Source organism: Verrucomicrobiia bacterium, from assembly GCA_036268055.1.
In the GTDB taxonomy this organism is placed as follows: domain Bacteria; phylum Verrucomicrobiota; class Verrucomicrobiia; order Limisphaerales; family Pedosphaeraceae; genus DATAUW01.
Window position 1 is genome coordinate 62,219 of record DATAUW010000004.1, and the last position, 16,248, is coordinate 78,466.

The 16,248-nt window shown below is 55.2% G+C and carries 20 protein-coding genes; 14 read left to right on the forward strand and 6 right to left on the reverse strand.

Annotated features, from left to right (window positions below; all coding sequences use genetic code 11):
* Nucleotides 1-67 precede the first annotated feature (67 nt).
* The 7 genes from VH413_01910 to VH413_01940 all read left to right on the forward strand — a co-directional run bounded on the left by VH413_01910 (nucleotide 68) and on the right by VH413_01940 (nucleotide 6,239).
* Nucleotides 68-661, forward strand: coding sequence for a hypothetical protein (locus VH413_01910; GenBank protein HEX3797429.1), 594 nt, complete (start codon nucleotides 68-70; stop codon nucleotides 659-661).
* Between the two features lie 65 nt (nucleotides 662-726).
* Nucleotides 727-1,716: a MoxR family ATPase gene (locus VH413_01915; GenBank protein HEX3797430.1), complete on the forward strand. Its 990-nt coding sequence runs from the start codon at nucleotides 727-729 to the stop codon at nucleotides 1,714-1,716.
* Complete coding sequence (locus tag VH413_01920) at nucleotides 1,713-2,630, forward strand: DUF58 domain-containing protein (GenBank protein HEX3797431.1); 918 nt, start codon at nucleotides 1,713-1,715, stop codon at nucleotides 2,628-2,630. Before VH413_01915 ends, VH413_01920 begins: the two co-directional genes overlap by 4 nt.
* A complete protein-coding gene (locus VH413_01925) occupies nucleotides 2,627-3,205 on the forward strand; it encodes a DUF4381 family protein (GenBank protein ID HEX3797432.1) in 579 nt (192 codons plus the stop codon). The genes VH413_01920 and VH413_01925 overlap by 4 nt, the downstream gene beginning before the upstream one ends.
* A gap of 16 nt (nucleotides 3,206-3,221) precedes the next feature.
* Nucleotides 3,222-4,265 (forward strand): VWA domain-containing protein, encoded by a 1,044-nt coding sequence (locus VH413_01930; GenBank protein HEX3797433.1) that lies wholly within the window; start codon nucleotides 3,222-3,224, stop codon nucleotides 4,263-4,265.
* Between the two features lie 4 nt (nucleotides 4,266-4,269).
* A complete protein-coding gene (locus tag VH413_01935; GenBank protein ID HEX3797434.1) occupies nucleotides 4,270-5,307 on the forward strand; it encodes a VWA domain-containing protein in 1,038 nt (345 codons plus the stop codon).
* Nucleotides 5,304-6,239, forward strand: coding sequence for a hypothetical protein (locus VH413_01940; protein HEX3797435.1), 936 nt, complete (start codon nucleotides 5,304-5,306; stop codon nucleotides 6,237-6,239). Before VH413_01935 ends, VH413_01940 begins: the two co-directional genes overlap by 4 nt.
* A 126-nt stretch (nucleotides 6,240-6,365) precedes the next feature.
* Here the strand turns inward: VH413_01940 and VH413_01945 are convergent, their stop codons facing one another.
* Nucleotides 6,366-6,665, reverse strand: coding sequence for a Dabb family protein (locus VH413_01945; protein ID HEX3797436.1), 300 nt, complete (start codon nucleotides 6,663-6,665; stop codon nucleotides 6,366-6,368).
* Between the two features lie 266 nt (nucleotides 6,666-6,931).
* Here VH413_01945 and VH413_01950 point away from each other — a divergent pair, with 266 nt between their 5' ends.
* Complete coding sequence (locus tag VH413_01950; protein HEX3797437.1) at nucleotides 6,932-7,627, forward strand: hypothetical protein; 696 nt, start codon at nucleotides 6,932-6,934, stop codon at nucleotides 7,625-7,627.
* A 67-nt stretch (nucleotides 7,628-7,694) separates the two neighbouring features.
* Here the strand turns inward: VH413_01950 and VH413_01955 are convergent, their stop codons facing one another.
* Nucleotides 7,695-8,822 carry a C39 family peptidase gene (locus VH413_01955; GenBank protein ID HEX3797438.1) on the reverse strand — a complete coding sequence of 376 codons (1,128 nt, stop codon included), beginning with the start codon at nucleotides 8,820-8,822 and terminating at the stop codon, nucleotides 7,695-7,697.
* Between the two features lie 51 nt (nucleotides 8,823-8,873).
* Here VH413_01955 and VH413_01960 point away from each other — a divergent pair, with 51 nt between their 5' ends.
* Entirely contained in the window at nucleotides 8,874-9,608 is a 735-nt protein-coding gene (locus VH413_01960; GenBank protein HEX3797439.1) for a DUF1080 domain-containing protein, read from the forward strand.
* A 28-nt stretch (nucleotides 9,609-9,636) separates the two neighbouring features.
* On the opposite strand, the gene VH413_01965 is transcribed toward VH413_01960, so the two are convergent.
* Both VH413_01965 and VH413_01970 read right to left on the reverse strand, forming a co-directional pair.
* Entirely contained in the window at nucleotides 9,637-10,029 is a 393-nt protein-coding gene (locus VH413_01965; protein ID HEX3797440.1) for a PIN domain-containing protein, read from the reverse strand.
* Nucleotides 10,013-10,264: a hypothetical protein gene (locus VH413_01970; GenBank protein HEX3797441.1), complete on the reverse strand. Its 252-nt coding sequence runs from the start codon at nucleotides 10,262-10,264 to the stop codon at nucleotides 10,013-10,015. The genes VH413_01965 and VH413_01970 overlap by 17 nt, the downstream gene beginning before the upstream one ends.
* A gap of 297 nt (nucleotides 10,265-10,561) precedes the next feature.
* On the opposite strand from VH413_01970, the gene VH413_01975 reads away from it, so the two are divergent.
* The 3 genes from VH413_01975 to VH413_01985 are packed head-to-tail and all read left to right on the forward strand — an operon-like array spanning nucleotide 10,562 to nucleotide 12,096.
* Entirely contained in the window at nucleotides 10,562-11,371 is an 810-nt protein-coding gene (locus VH413_01975) for a hypothetical protein (GenBank protein ID HEX3797442.1), read from the forward strand.
* A gap of 1 nt (nucleotide 11,372) precedes the next feature.
* Nucleotides 11,373-11,768, forward strand: a complete 396-nt coding sequence (locus tag VH413_01980; protein HEX3797443.1) for a translation initiation factor — start codon at nucleotides 11,373-11,375, stop codon at nucleotides 11,766-11,768.
* Between the two features lie 7 nt (nucleotides 11,769-11,775).
* Nucleotides 11,776-12,096, forward strand: a complete 321-nt coding sequence (locus VH413_01985; GenBank protein HEX3797444.1) for a YhbY family RNA-binding protein — start codon at nucleotides 11,776-11,778, stop codon at nucleotides 12,094-12,096.
* Here VH413_01985 and VH413_01990 read toward each other — a convergent pair.
* The gene (locus VH413_01990) at nucleotides 12,093-12,917 is read right to left on the reverse strand and encodes a ThuA domain-containing protein (protein ID HEX3797445.1); all 825 of its coding nucleotides are present in this window, start codon (nucleotides 12,915-12,917) and stop codon (nucleotides 12,093-12,095) included. The genes VH413_01985 and VH413_01990 overlap by 4 nt on opposite strands.
* Nucleotides 12,918-13,170: 253 nt before the next feature.
* Here VH413_01990 and VH413_01995 point away from each other — a divergent pair, with 253 nt between their 5' ends.
* Nucleotides 13,171-14,694: a methyltransferase gene (locus VH413_01995; protein ID HEX3797446.1), complete on the forward strand. Its 1,524-nt coding sequence runs from the start codon at nucleotides 13,171-13,173 to the stop codon at nucleotides 14,692-14,694.
* Nucleotides 14,695-14,754: 60 nt separating this feature from the next.
* Nucleotides 14,755-15,618: a S1-like domain-containing RNA-binding protein gene (locus VH413_02000; GenBank protein ID HEX3797447.1), complete on the forward strand. Its 864-nt coding sequence runs from the start codon at nucleotides 14,755-14,757 to the stop codon at nucleotides 15,616-15,618.
* 58 nt (nucleotides 15,619-15,676) lie between these two features.
* On the opposite strand, the gene VH413_02005 is transcribed toward VH413_02000, so the two are convergent.
* Nucleotides 15,677-16,144, reverse strand: coding sequence for a hypothetical protein (locus tag VH413_02005; GenBank protein HEX3797448.1), 468 nt, complete (start codon nucleotides 16,142-16,144; stop codon nucleotides 15,677-15,679).
* Nucleotides 16,145-16,248: the final 104 nt, after the last annotated feature.

A 16,248-nucleotide genomic window follows, 5' to 3' on the forward strand; every position in this document is an offset into this window, starting at 1 on the left:
GGAGAGTCGAAGATTTGAATCGGCTTGCGTTTTCGGGAGCCGTGGTTGAGGGTGAGGCCATCAAGCTATGCTCGATTATGATCAGAAAGATTTTCCGTGGACGTTTTATTTCAACGGCATGCCGATGCCGAAATGGGGCGCTCAATGGCCCTGGTTTGGCGCGGGCGAGCATGCCAACTGGGACGCCGAAATCGGGCCGCGCGATTATTACATCGTCCGCTGCAAGATTGACCACGCCGGCAGCGTGGAGAGCGCCAGCCCGCACGTTTTTCTCTACGCCGTTCAGGAATTGTTATGCCTGCTTGTGACCGAGCGCGACGGCGTGCTGGAATTGATTCGCAGCGCCAATTATCCGCAGGCCGAACCGCAGGAAGTCTATAATGGTTTAATGGAAGCGGCTTTTGAGATGCGCGCATTGACCCAGCGCGATGGCGTCGCCTTTTGGACTTCGGGCTATCAATCCGACCAGATGCGCCTGATGGAAGCGATGCGCCGCGCGGCGTTGCCGCCCAACGACCCTGGATTTGTCGCCGCGCCGCACGTTAAAAAACGGCAGGCGGAATTGCAGCGCGTGTGGAAACAACAAATTAAAATTTTGCACGCCGCTGCCAGCGCGGGCGGCGTCCCCAACGAATTGCGGGAACGGCTGTTGAAATTGTGATCCGCAGCCGAAGCCGCTCGTTTTTTCTCCACACTGAAACAAAACCTCCTATATTGTTCATCTGAATGCCCGCACCGCTACAAGAATCAACTGAGGACGTGCAAAGAGCCGCGGCGTGGGTCGCGACTTTGCGCAAGGAAATCGCCCACGTCATCGTCGGCCAGGAATATTTGGTGGACCGCTTGCTCGTGGGCTTGCTCGCCAACGGTCACGTCCTGCTCGAAGGCGTTCCCGGGCTGGCGAAAACTCTTTCCGTGCGCACGCTGGCCTCGGCGATTCACGCGCAGTTTCATCGCATCCAATTCACGCCTGACCTGTTGCCCGCCGACATCATCGGCACGCTGATTTACAATCCGCAGGATGGAAAGTACCACGCGACCAAAGGACCGGTGTTCGCGAACCTCGTGCTGGCCGACGAAATCAATCGCGCGCCCGCCAAGGTGCAATCCGCCCTGCTCGAAGCCATGCAGGAACGCCAGGTCACTTTGGGCGGCGAGACAATGCCCCTGCCCTCGCCGTTTCTGGTGCTCGCCACGGAAAATCCGATTGACCAGGAAGGCACGTATCCATTGCCCGAGGCGCAGGTGGATCGCTTCATGTTCAAAGTCATCATCGGTTATCCGACCTTCGAGGAAGAGCGCAAAATTTTGGACAAGATGGCCTTCACTTCGCCGAAGAATGAAGTGCAGCCGGTGATTCCGCTCGAGGAAATTTTGCACACGCGCAAGCTGGTGGACAAAATCCATGTGGACGAAAAAATCCGCGATTACATCGTGCATCTCGTCTTCGCCACGCGCACGCCGGAGAAATACAAACTGGACATCAAGCATCTCATCCAGTTCGGCGCTTCGCCGCGCGCGACGATTTATCTCACGGTCGCGGCCAAGGCGTGGGCCTTGTTGCAGGGGCGCGGTTACGTGACGCCGGAGGACATCAAGAACATCGGGCCCGATGTGTTGCGGCATCGCATCATCCTGACTTACGAAGCCGAGGCGCAGGCGATCACCTCCGACGACATCGTCAAAAAAATCTTCAATACCGTTCCGGTGCCGTGACCATCCAGGAAATTCTTGCGACCGTCCGGCGGGTGGAAATTCGCACCAACCGCCTGGTCAATGACATGATGGTCGGCGCATACCTCAGCCGCTTCAAGGGGCGCGGCATGGACTTCGAGGAGTTGCGCGAATACATGCCCGGCGACGACGTCCGCAGCATTGATTGGAACGTCACGAACCGCATGGGGCGGCCATTCGTGAAACGCTTTCGCGAAGAGCGCGAACTGGGCGTCATTCTCGCCGTGGATATTTCGGCATCGAGCGCGTTCGGTTCCACGCGGCGCAGCAAGCGCGAATCCGCCGTGGAAATCGCCACCACGCTTGCATCTTCGGCAGCGCGCAGCAGCGACAAGGTGGGACTGTTGCTTTTCACAGACCAGGTGGAATTATTTTTGCCGCCGCGCAAAGGCCGCCGCCACATTCTGCGCACGATTAAGGAGATGCTGTTCTTCGAGCCGAAACATCGCGGAACGAATATTCCCGCAGCTTTGGTTTTTTTGAATCACGCGGTCAAGCGCCGCTCGGTGGTTTTTTTGTTCACCGATTTTTTGCACAGCTTCGGTTCGGGCGCACGGAGTTTGCAGGCGGGCCGGGATCTGGTGCAGGAAATCGGGATGACGAATGCGCGGCACGATTTGATTTGTGTCCACCTGCACGATCCGCGCGAGAGCATTTTGCCGAACGCGGGTTTGTTGACGGTCGAAGATGTGGAGACGGGAGAATTGCTGGAGCTGGATTCGGCGCGTGCCCCCGTGCGCGAAATGTATGCGAAGGCGAATGAAGAACGGTTGAGTGAATTGGATCGCTCGTTGCGCCAGGCGGGTGTGGATACGTTGCGCTTCTCGGCGGGCGACGCTTTCGCACAAACTTTGCAGGCTTTTTTTGAGACGCGGCGCGGAAGGAGGCGCGGGTGAAAAAATGGCTCGCGTGCGCATGGACGATGGCGATGTCCGCCGCGTATAGCCGCGCGCAAACGCCGCCGGAAAAAATTCCCGCGCTGCTGCCGCCGCATCCTGAATTGCACGCGACGTTTTGGGAATTGCATGGCTGGCAATGCGTGGTTGGTGCGTTGGTATTTGTCAGCTTCGTCGCCGCGGTGATCGTGTGGGTGCGCCGTCCGCGTGCCGTGATGATCGCATCCCCGGCGATGCAGGCGCGGCATGCGCTGGAAAAATTGCGCGATCAGCCAGAGGACGGCGTGCTGGTGATGACAGTTTCGCGCATCCTCAAGCGCTACGTCCTGTCGGTTTTGAAATTGCCGCCAGAAGAATTGACGACTGCGGAATTCCGCCACGCGTTGCAAGCACAGCCTCAAGTTCAACCTGAACTGGCCGCTGCAACGGGTGATTTTCTCCGGCGTTGCGACGAATGGAAATTTGCGCCGGAACATCCCGCAGAGAAATTGGGCGCGGTGGAAAATGCGCTCGAATTAGTCGAGCAACTTGAAGCCAGCCGTCCGCCGGTCATAAACCCGGAGGTCGCGGCGTGAGTCGCTGGCGGCAAAAATGAACTCTCATTTCCAATTTCAATTTCCGTGGATACTGGTGCTGCTGGCGTTGCTGCCGCTGTATGCGTTTCTCCTCGGCCGCACGGGCAAATGGTCGGCGTTGCGATTTTCAAGCGCGGACATCGCGCGGGCGGCGGGTGGGGCGGCGCGTTCGGCGGCGGGACGGTTGCTTTTGTTTCTGCGCCTTCTCACGGTTGCGCTGTGCATCGTTGCGCTCGCGGGACCGCGCTTCGCGAATGACCACACCGAGACGCAGGCAAGCGGCGTGGACATCATGCTCGTGCTGGATTTGTCGTGGTCCATGGAATCGCTGGACATGGGCGGAACGGGCGATGATTCGACGCGTTTTGCCATTGCGAGTTCGGTGCTCGAAGATTTTGTGACGAAAAGACCGAATGACCGCATCGGTCTCATCGCGTTTTCCGGCGTGCCGTACCTCGCGAGTCCGCTCACGCTCAATCACGATTGGCTTATCCAAAATTTGCATCGCCTCCACATCGGCATCATCCGCGAACTCGGCACGGCGATTGGCGATGCCATCGCGTCCGCGGCCAAGCGTTTGCAAGTGCTCAAGAACAGCAAAAGCCGCATCATTATTTTGCTGACCGACGGCGATAATAACCAGGGCGAGATTGATCCCGTGCCGGCGGCGCAAGTCGCGGCGGCGATTGGCGCGAAGATTTACACCATCGGCATCGGCATCGAAGAGCCGTGCCTGCTGCCGCGCTTCGACATTGACACTGGCAAGCTGCGCCGCACGCCGAGCGGCGAAGTGGAGTTCACTACACTTACACTTCAACCGGCGAATTATTCCGTGCTCGGCCAGATGTCGCGCATCTCGCACGGTAAATTTTATCGCGCGAAAAATCTCGGTGAATTGCAGAATGTTTATAACGAAATTGACCGGCTCGAAAAAACCGAGGCGAAGCTGAGGCGCTACACGACCTTTACGCCGCTGTTTGAATGGCCGTTGCTTGCGGCGCTGGCGTTGTTCGTATTGGAATTAGTTTTGGCCAACACGCGTTACCGGCGGTTGCCTTGATACAATGGACTTGCGACACCCACATTTTGCGGAACCCGCGTGGCTCTGGTTGGCGGTGCTCGCGCCGCTCGCGCTGGTGGCTTTGCAGCGTTACGCGGGCTGGGCGCGCACGCGGCAACTGGGACTTTTCGCCGCGCCGGAATTGTTGGCGGACTTGCTGCGTTCGCACAGCCCAGTGCGGCGCATCGTGAAAAATATTTTTTTGGTGGTGGCCATCGCGGGGATGGGCGTGGCGCTGGCGCGTCCGCAATGGGGAGAAACGACGGAAGTTTCGACGACGCTCGGCGAGGACATTTTGTTCGTGGTGGATTGCTCGCGCAGCATGCTCGCGACGGACGTTGCGCCGAACCGGTTGACGCGCGCGAAATATGCGATTCTGGATTTTGTGCAAAAACACGGGCGCGGACGCATGGGGCTGGTCGCATTTTCGGGGCAAGCGTTTTTGCAATGCCCGCTTACGTTTGATTACGACGCTTTTCGCGAGGCATTGCTGTCGCTCGACGACAAAACGATTCCGGTGCCGGGAACGGACATTGGCCGCGCGCTTGACGAGGGATTTCGAGCGATGGAAAAAAATGAGCGGCGCAAGATCATGATCCTCGTGACCGACGGAGAAGATTTGGAAAAATCCGGGGTGGCCGAGGCCAAGTCGTTGTCCGAAAAAGGCGTGGTGATTTACACGATTGGAGTCGGCACGCCATCGGGCAGCCCCATCCAAATCGTGACCGACCAGAATAAATTGGATTATGTGCGCGATGGTTCGGGAAATATTGTGCAAAGCCATCTGGACGAAAACACGCTGACGGAAATCGCCGAGGCCACGCACGGGACGTATCAGCCACTGGGTTCGCTGGGCGAGGGTTTTAATCGCGTGCGACATTTGGTCGAGACTTCGATGAGTTCGGCGGATTATTCGCGCGCGCGGAAGCTGGGCGTGGACCGGTATTATTTTCCCGTGGCGGCAATTATTTTTTTGATCGTGGCGGAATCTTTGGTTGGCACGCGGCGCAAGGTGGCCGAAGATAGGAGTGATAAGTTATGATTGTTCGAGGCGCGCGAAAAAAGATTTTGTGGCTGATGACGATGACCGCCGTTTTGCCGGGCATTAATGGCTTGGCGAGCGAGCCGGAGCGTGCGGCGTCGCCGTTGCAACTTTACAACGACGGCACAAAGCAACTGGACAAGGGAAAGTTCCAGGAAGCCGAAGCGTGTTTTCAAGGTGCGGTCGCCAGCCAGGATGAAAGGATTCAGCCACCGGCATTATATAATTTAGGCGAGGTGCGGTTCCGGCAGGGCGCGGAGGAGTTGAAAAAAGGGCCACAGCCCAAGCCCACGGATGAGCGCACCGCGACGGCGCTTGAAGTGGGCAGCGACGCGATTCGCATGGTGGATGCCGCGCTCGCGAGCCAGGACGAGCAGGCGATGTTGTCGGCGTATTTTCAAGGACGCGGTGCGCGCCATGAATTGAAGGACGCGATGGGCGTTGTCAAAAAGGCGATGGATACTTACGGCGCGGTGTTGTCGAAGTGGCAGCGCGCGGCGGGTGATTTCAAGAGCAGCCATGAATTGTCACCTGGGGATGTGGATGCGAAAACGAATGCGGAGGTAGTGGATCGTTATATCGCGAAGTTGATTGATCGCGAACAGATCAATCAGATGGCGATGCAGGGGATGGTCAAGCAACGAAGCGATCTCGGCAAAAAATTGGCGAAGCTGAAACAAAAGATGCCCGGCGGCGATGCCGACAAGTTGAAGGGCAAGGGGGACGATGATGATGACGATGATCAAAAAGAGGCCAAGGGCCCGACGGAAGGCGAGAAGGAACCCGGTCCCAAGGACGGCAAGGAAATGCAGTTGACGCAGGAGGAAGCGGCGCGGTTGCTGGATATGTTAAAGCTGGATGGCAATCGCAAGCTGGCGATGGGGACGAATGAAATGATCAAGCCGAAGGACCGCAAAGGCCGGGATTGGTAGGCCTTTTTTTTTCAGCCACGGATTGAACACGGTGAAACACGGATTGATAGGAAGATTCAAAAAGCAGCCGAGAACGGCCTGATCTTATAAACCTTGCTGTGAGTCATGGACTCGCGGACTGCCGGATTACTCAAAGTCGTAAACGACTACTTTTTTGCAGCAGACCTTGAAAACTTTCTCGATGAATTCGAGGTGCTGCGGATGCACCTGATAATCGTCCTGGGTTTGTTTGTTGGGAAAAACCAAATTCAGCGCCACTTGATACGTCTGATCCACGACCGGCCGATGACTCGTCGCCATCTTGCCGATGTGAAAACTCAGCGCCCCGGGGATTGGCCGCAAATATTTATTCATCCCCGCGATCAATTCATCCGCCGCCTTGGGATTCGCCGGGTCCGTCCAAAAAATAACAACGTGTGAAAACATGGTTTATGTTTGTTTTAAACTTTGGGCATTTAACCTTGCAAAGAACTAAAGGTCAATCTGAACAGCATCTGTCCCGAGATTAAAGCCCGATTCAATGTGTCCTAAAATCAGTCATCCTACTGATCTTGGCTTTCCAGGATTTTTCCTTTATTGTGATTTTCCCGTCTCTTTCACTCCGCGTAAATTCAATCCCACAATGGCATGGTTTTTGCCTTGGAAACGAGTGCGTTTGCTTAGAGCGTTAAATTGAAAGACCCAACTAGTCTATGAAAGTGCTGACAATCGAAGTAGAGGCATTACCTGTCACCAAGCCTCGTATCCGCTGGCAGAAATGGCTCGTCATATTCGGCATCGGCCTTTTTGGCGGTCTGATTGGATGGAATGAATCGGCACGAAGATACCCAAAAGATTCTTTGGCAGACGTTCAAGCAGTCGAATTGGCCGTTGATGATCTTCTGGACACCGCGACCGCCGACAAAATGCCTCAAATTATTCCCCGCGATGAGTTTGCTGCGGCGGCGAAAGACTTTTCACAGGCCATGCTGAAACTGCAAGATTACGCATCGAACCTAAGAGCAGAAAAAGAAGGTGGCGCTTGGTCACCTGTTGCGGCGGGCGCTATGCCACTGGATCCAAACTACGACTCGGCATGGGATAGGTTTCTTACTGCGTTCGGTCGCTTGCATGCCCGGGACAATCGCTTAAAGGCCACGGTTTTGTACTATGCTGCTGTCAGTTGGTATCCAAGACCCTCGACTGACGACCACGATTGGCGTAAACTTAATGAACGAATAGCGTGGCAACTGCGAGAAGGCGATACTCCTGAACGCATAGGTTACGCCATAGGCTACGGTGTCATGCTTGTTGTCTTCGCATGGCTTGTAGTTGCTTTCACTCGGTTAATATGGAACTTCATGCTTGCTCGAACCCGCGACGTGTCACGAGCGTTGCGTGGTTTATGACAGCCGGAAACCACCGCTTCGTTTTTTCTTAAGCAAACGACAGGACTTAAAGGCAGATTGCTCTTCGTTACTTCATCTCCGCTTTTGATTCCCCATCCTCCCAATGGCCCGAAACATCCTTTGGAATCTTTGCGTCCACGGGATATACGAGATACGCGGTGTTCTTTGATTTTTTCCAGGCGTTGATCACGCGGGCGCGGGGATAGATGCGGCGGGCGCGGACGTTGTTTTTCACGGAGACGCCGGGGTCGTTCGCCACAAAATCGCCTTGCGCGGTGAAGCCTACGCAGACGATGAGGTGACCGTTGTCCTGGCCGCTGTGGCGGTCGTTGGTGAGGTAGGAGGAAACGGAGATGATGGGCGCGATGCCGGCGGCGACCCAATCTTCCAGTTCGGAGATGTCATCGAGCCGCGTGACGTAGGCGCGGACGCCGGGGAAGCTGCCCGCGTAGGCGGTGTTGAAGGGCCAGTTGCCGGTTCCTTCCATGCCGGAATCATAAACGGCGTGGGCGGTCTCAAGCTCGGTGTGGTTCAGGTCGGGCCGATGCTCGGCATCGCTCCAATAGGCGAGCACCATCGAGAGCGAGGTCGGACTGCACCAGCCTTTTTGCTCGGGATATTCACCCTGGCGCCGTTCGGGGACTTCGATGGTCTTGCCCCACGCGGCATGGTTGGGCTCGCGCGCGACGGCCGCGGCCTGGCTATCGCAAAAGGAAAGGCCGAGAAATTTTAACGCGGTTTGATTCGTCGCGGCGTTGCCGAGGGTGACACGCACCTGCAACTTGCCGCCGTGGCGCGTGAGGGCGAGCGTGTCTTGTTTCACGGTGCCGTCGTCGTCGCGCTGATGTTGGACGCTCGTGCGGGGGTGTTGGGCGGGGTCATCCGACCACAGGCCCATCGTGTAATATTTGGTGGTGTGATCGGGGAAGATGGCGCGGGCCTCGACCTTCGCATACACTCCCGCGGGCACGTTCCATGACGCGACCAATTCATCCCACGCAATCGGCACGGTCAATTCAGGTGAGGTCATCACCACTTCGCCGGGTTTTTCGCCAGCAGTCGTGGTGAAGTCGGCGAAATCCTTGCGGCCGATGAAGGCGCAGCGGTCGCCGGGCGGCGCGGTGGCGGCCTGAGTGGCCGTTACGATAAACGATGCCAGCAACCAAACAAAAGGGAGATGCGCGCGCCGATTCACGGTTGTAAAATAACATGGACACGGCGCATTGAAAATAATTAACTCTGGGTCATGAAATCCCAATTCGCGCTTAACGTCCGCGGCTTTTTATTCACCGCCGCGATCATCGCAGGTTTTGTTTGTGTCACTCACACGTCATTTGCGCAGACTGATAACCAGTTGACCGATGCTGAAAAAGCGGCGGGCTGGCGTTTGCTATTTGACGGCAAGTCGCTCGATGGCTGGCGGAGTTACGGCAAGCCCACCGCGCCCGAGCATGGCTGGGAAGTTGCCGATGGCCTGTTGAATTGTGTGGCGGGTGGTCATGGAGGCGACATCATCACGACGGCTCAATTCACGGATTTTGATTTTCAATGGGATTGGCGCATCCCCGCCGGCGCGAACAACGGCATCAAGTATGAAGTGACGGAAAAGCGCAAAGCCGCGCCCGGGCAGGAGTACCAGATGATTGATGAAACCATCGAGGCCGCGCAGCCCGCGAAGCGCAGCACGGCGTCGTTTTACGATGTGCTTCCGCCCGCCGCGAACAAGCCGCTGCATCCGCCCGGCGAGTGGAATCATTCGCGCGTGTTGGTGAAGGGAAATCATGTGGAGCATTGGCTCAATGGCGCGAAGGTTTTGGAATTTGAATTGGGCAGTCCCGAGGTCATGGCCGCGGTGCAGCAAAGCAAGTTCAAAAAGTTTCCCGACTTTGGGACGAAGATCACGGGGCCGATTCTTTTGACGGAGCATCACGATGCCGCCAGTTATAAGAATGTGAAGATATTGGAGTTACCGGCAAAATAACGTCGAAGCGATGGAGCAATACTTTTTGTTAAAATTTCAACAACTGAAGCTTGTCGCTTAGCCGGTCAAAATCTCCATCCAAAGTAAGAAGCTGGTCGCCGCGCGCCAAGGCGGTTGCAGCTATGGCGGCATCGTAAAACTTCATTTGCTGGCCTTTGGCCCGCAGTTCGGCGGCCAATACCGCGAGTTGCGCGGCGTCAGCTTCATCAAATGAATCCACCATTTCCTTAATGTAAGAATCGTAGAGAAGCTTGGCGCGGTCACGAAGGGCGGAAGGAACGGGCGGATGAGTGCCGATAAGAAACTCCGCTGCGGCGTGGCATGGAACATAAAACGGCCCTTCGACCTGGGAAAGAAAATCAGGCAAACCGCCGGCTCGTTCCCAAGCTATCAAGACACTGGAATCAATCGCTACCGGCATGGGAAAGAGAGCTTGCTCCATCGGCCATCGCCTTGGCTAATTGATCACGTTCGGCCTCCGTGAATCGAACTAACTTGAGCCGCCGCAATAATTCCTTGCCCGATACGCCAGCTTTACGCCGAATGACTGCCACGGTCTTGCCATGTTGCTGAATCTCAGCCGTCTCGTTATGATGGACCACTTGATCCAACACTTGCTCTCCATCTTTTACGATTTCTGTAAGATTCGCCTTCACAATTTAAAAATGGCTCACTCAATGAGCCTTTGCAATGTATATCAATGCTATACGCTGAGTGGAAGGATAAGACCTTGCCATGCTTAAGAAACAGGTGATTGAAGGACAGTGAGTTATATATTATTGTCGAAAAGTATGAAGGCATTTTCCTGACAAAGAATGTTAGGTGGAATCCCATTTCTGCCGATCTTCTTCTCACGGTTAATGTTACGCCTCAAATCCAATTATCCAATTTGCGAGTGCGCCCATTTACACATACTTGCATTGGATTTATAGTTATAGCAAAGTCATAAGCTCATGAATCGCCTGCGTTATATTTGGTTGCTGTTGTTCGCTGCGCTTCCCGTATCGGGGGGGGCGGCTGCGATGTCTTCTACTCTCTCGGCGGACGACATCATGGCAAAGGCGGTGGCTCGCGCGGAATCGCCGGTGAACCACGAGGCGCGTCCGGATTATTTTTACACCAAGAAAACCGTCACTGAAGATCTCGACAGCAAAGGTCATGTGAAGGAGCGCAAGGAACGCGTTTATGAAGTGTCCGTTGCGGCGGGGCTTTCGTATTTGAAGCTGCTGGAAATGAATGGCCAAAGTCTTTCAACTGCCGAGTTGAAAAAGCAGGCGGATCACGAAGCTGCCGAGCGCCAAAAACTTGCCGATGCCAAACCCGGCCAGAAAGGTGACGAGCGCGAAAATTTTCTCACGGCCGATTTGGTGCAGCGTTTTAATTTCACGTTGGCGGGCGAGCAGATGATTAACGGCCGCCGTGCGTATATTTTGAGCTTTGATCCCAAGCCCGGCATGCCGGTGAAAAAGCTTACCGACCGTTTCGTGAATCAGATGGCGGGCACGGCGTTGATTGACGCTGAAGATTTCGAGATCGCGCGCGCGGAGATTCATCTCAAGGGCGAAGTTTCGCTTTGGGGCGGTGTGGTCGGCACGTTGCGTCATTGCCGGTTCACCCTGGAACGCACGCGTCTCGCGGACGGTTCGTGGTTCAATAGCGATTCGCATGGCATCTTCGAGGGCCGCAAGTTGCTCGAGCCGATGCTTATTCGCACGCACTCGGAATCCAGCAATTTCCGCCAGGCCAGCGCCACGGTGCAATAGCATGGCCAAAAAACCCAAGCTCGATCTCACGCCCAGCGGCGTCGGCCTTAGCAATGCTTTCGCCGGTTTGGAAGTTTCGGGATTGCCCGCCGGTCAAAATATTCCGCCCGCATCTGCGCCTCGTGCGAATGACGAAGTTGCGAAGCCTTCAAAATATGGCCGCGTGGTTTTGCGGCGCGAGAAGGCGCATCGCGGGGGAAAGACGGTGATCGTGATTGACGATTTCGCGCCGAATATCAGTTACGCGTATATTGAGAGTCTTGCGGGCAAGTTAAAGGCTACCTGTGGTTGCGGCGGAACGACGCGCGAGCGGATGATTGAAATTCAAGGCGATCAACCCGGCCGCATTCGGCAGTTGCTCGAAGCTGAGGGTTTTCGCGTCGCGGGCGTCAGCTAAAATTTATATGGCATCCATTCCTGATCCTGAATTGCGCAAGCTCAAAGCCCGCGCCCAAACTCTCGAAGCCACTTTCAAAGTCGGCAAGGCCGGCCTTAGCGACGGCTTCGTAAAAAGTGTAGATGAAGGCTTGGCACATCATGATTTGGTGAAGGTGAAATTCGTCGAGTTTAAGGACGAGAAAAAAACTTTGGCGCCCGCACTTGCGGAAAAAACGTCGAGCCACCTCATCATGCGCGTTGGCAATGTGGCGGTTTATTATCGCGCGAAAGCAACCGCGCCGGAATCCGCTCACGGAGATACTGCGGAGACGGTTGTTCCAAATTAATTTGTCGCGGGAGCTTTGTTGCCCGTCCCCAGCCACAGGAGCGTGTTGATGATCATTTTATTTTGAGCATCGCTTGAGAATGTGTCGGACAGTTGCTTGTTGGTGTGATGCTCGTAATCCATGTCGTTGTGACCCATGTTGAAATAGACCATCTTGAAATTTTTGTTCGCCCACACCACCGGATAATAACCTTCGTGCCAGATTTCATATAGCTTGGGGCCGGTTCCAAGCGGGAAGCTTGAAGGATCAATCGAGGCGAGGATGCTGATGTCCTTGTTGGTGCGCAAGTCGTTCGACCACTTATACCATTCGTTCGGCGCAGCGGTAAAGGTCTCGGACAAACCTTGCATGGCCGGATGGATCTTGTCTTCCACGCGCAGCACTGCCGAAGTCGGGCGCCAGGTGTTGCGGACGTATTGGCCCGCGCCGAGAAATGTCTCGTGATACCAATCCCAATTCTGCGGGAAGGCCGAAGGCGTCAAGGCGAACGCGGAAAAATGAAAGCCCATCCACCCGCCGCCGTTCTCCATGTATTTCTGGAACGCGGCGCGTTGCGCGGGGCCGTCGGGGCGAGTATCGAGAAAAATCACGACTTTGTACGGCGCTAGAAAATCGGCGTTCATATTGTCCCAATTCGTCGTGGTGTCGTATGTGAAATTATATTTCTCGCCCATTTTTGGAAACCACTTGTTTGCCTCGTGATCGAAACTGACGTGTGCCTTGTCATCTCGCCCGGTGTAGAATGCGATGACCTTAAAGCCGGGCGTATTTGTGTCCGCGCGCAAATTGGCGGCGAGAAAAATTGCCGCACAGAAAATCATGAGTTGGTGGATGAAGCGGATGGATGGCAAGTTCGTCTTCATAATTATTATTTAGTCGAGAGTGTCAGGTTGCCGAGGCGGTTTCAAGCGAATCGAGGGGGCGGGAAGGAAATATATTTTACGAATAATTCCAAAAGGGTCTTGTGTGTTGGGAATTGACCCGCGGGGGAAAGATGGATTACAACAACGCGCCGGTTAAGGCCGGTTTGATGACTCATCAAAAATATTTCCACCGGCAAGCAAAGGCAATGTCGTGCCAGTAAAAACCCCGCCGCTGCCTGACGCGCGAACGGTCACGGACTCCATCAAAACGTGGGCGACCAAAAACCCGCGCTTCGCCGCGCTCATCGGCGCGGGCACGCCGGTTGTGCAGGCGCTCACGCGCTGGTCCATGGAATTGCTGCGCGCCAATCAGATGGCGGATGCCGCGCTGGTCTTGCGCGCCGCGCTCGCGCTTTCGCCCGGCGACGCCATGCTCTGGACAAATTATGGCGTGGCGTTGAACCAGGAAAATTTGCCGGCTGATGCCGCCGTTTGCCTGGAACGGTCGCTCGAATTGCAGCGTCTTCAACCGGACACGTGGCTTTTGCTCGGCATGGTGCGCAAGAAACTCGGTGATGCCACAGCGGCCGAAACCGCTTATCGCGCCGCCCTGCAACAAGACCCCAACTCGACGGCCGCGTGGCAATTTCTCGGCCTCCTCAAACAAGAGCAGCGCGATTACGCGACTGCCATTGATTGCCTAGCCAAATGCAGCGCCGCCGGGGGCGCGGACGCCGCGCTGCTCGCGAATCTCGGCAAGCTTTGTTATCAACTCGGTCGCGTGGCTGAAGCTCATGACGCCTATGCGCGCGCGGTCGCGCTCGACGCGGGGAATCTTCATTATCAACGCATGGCCCGCAAATGCGCGTTCATGGCCGCGATGTTGCGCGGCGAACCGATGGATGCGGCGATTGAGGCTTTTAAAAATTCTTTTCGCGCGGAGGAAAATTATGCGGACAAGGATTTGCAGGATTTATTTCGCGCGGCATTTTCGTTGTTGAGCGGCTTCGGCCATTTGGACGCCGCCGCACGCGTGGGTCACAAGCAACTCGAACTTTGGCCGGCCAACGCCTCCGTGACGTATCTGCTGAAAGCGGTCGAGGGCGATGAAGACCTGGATCGTTCGACGCCGGAATATGTCGTCGAATATTTTGATGCGTTCGCCGAAGGTTTCGACGCGCAACTCGTGGACGCTCTTGGTTACGACATTCCAGAAAAACTGTGCGCGGCCATTCGCGACGTGACGCCGCCCGAAAAACTTTATGACACGTTTGATGCGGGCTGCGGCACCGGCTTGTGCGGCCCGTTGCTGCGGCCATTGAGCAAGCGGCTGACCGGCGTGGATCTTTCGCCGAAGATGCTGGAAATGGCGCGCCGCCGAGCGGTTTATGACGCGGTGGCGTGCGAAGAATTGACGGCGTTTCTCAGGCGCTCAGAAAGCCAATTCGATTTGATCGTGGCTGCGGATGTTTTGATTTATTTTGGCGATCTTGCGCCGATTTTTTCCGGTGCGGCGAGCGCCTTGCGGAGTGGTGGCATCCTCGCCGTCAGCACGGAATCGGGCAGCAACACCGGCTACCGGTTGCAACCGTCAGGACGATTCGCCCACGCTGTGGAATATGTTCGTTCCTGCGCAAAAAACAATTTTGACGAACTCGCTTTCATCGAGACCACCATCCGCCTTGATGCCAGTGGACGTTTGCCGGGGAATATTTTTATTTTTCGGAAAAGTTAGAATGGCATCGAAGCCATTTGCACGCTTCGTTTTGGCAATCCTCTGGTGTAGCGTATCGGTATGGCCGAAATCGGCAAACGCAATATATTGACGATCGTTCGAGATTCCACGGTGGGGATTTACCTTGATGCGGGTTCGCATGGGGAAATTCTCATGCCTAATCGTTATGTGCCGCGCAAGTTCGAGCGGGGTGATCGCCTTGAGGTTTTTGTTTATCGCGATTCCGAGGATCGGCTGGTGGCGACCACGGAGATTCCTTATGCCACGGTCGGCGAAGTCGCGACGCTCAAGGTCGTCAACGTCAATCGCAACGTCGGCGTGTTTCTGGATTGGGGGTTGGGCAAGGATTTGTTGCTGCCGTTTCGCGAGCAGGTTGGGCCGGTGCGCGTGGGGCAGGAAGTCGTGGTGCGGATTTATCTGGATGAAAAAACCCAGCGCGTCGCCGCCTCGATGAAATTGAAGAATGCGTTTAATGTCGTGCCGCCGAGTTTTCGTTCCGGGCAGCCGGTCGAATTTATCATCACGGAAAAAACGCCGCTCGGCTATAAGGCGGTGGTTGAGGACGCGCATTCCGGCATGCTGTATCACGAGGGGATTTCCGCGCCGATTTCCATCGGGCAAAAATTGAAGGGCTTCGTGCGCGCGGTGCGGCCGGATGGCAAGATTGATTTGAGCCTCGAACAAACGGGGCATCGCCGTGCGGGGCCGGTGGCCATGCGCATCGTGCAAATGCTCGAGCGCGCCGGTGGCCGGCTGACCTTTGACGACGACAGTTCACCCGACGCGATCCGCGACACTTTCGGCGTCAGTAAAAAAGCTTTCAAGCAAGCATTGGGCACGCTCTATAAAGCGCGGCGCATCCGGTTTACCAAACCGGGCATTGAACTGGTGGATAATAGTAACTGGTCGCCGAGCGGGAAGTGATTTGGGCAAGTCGAGTTGGTAAACTCGTGAAGCATTCCTGTTAGCAAACTGCAACCTTCTACCCATTGCCCTCAGTTAAATACGCTTCTATTTGATGCTGTATTGCTTGGACTTTATCAAAATTTTTGTCGGAAAATACCGGCTCTTTTGCGCCATCTTTAAATACAATCTGCAAAAAAAAGCCTCTGGAGGCAAAAGGAGCCGAGCTAGTTTCAATGATTTTTGTTTCTTTCACGTCGTCTCGCGATCTAACTCGAGTCCGGGAAAATCCAAGAAAAGAATATCGAGTGATCACTTTGTCGTTAAATTCATGTTTAACGCTCGTCCATAAATTCGCGATACAAAACCACCAGGCCGACACATATATAAGTATGCAAAATGCCAGGAGAATGTAGTGCGAAATGGTCGGATTGGGTGGCAAACTTATTGAGGTGACGGAGCAGTAACCAACCAATAATAAAAAGCCCAAAAATGGCACCGTTGCCAGAAGCCATGAGAGTGTCATTTTCCTGAAATAGATTTCCATTTAATTATTTTTTTAGCCGACAATCGTACGGATTTTTAAGGAGCGAATTTCCGGCTCATGCCGCTCCTACGGAGCTTAAAGAATTAACGGAACCATTTTATAAA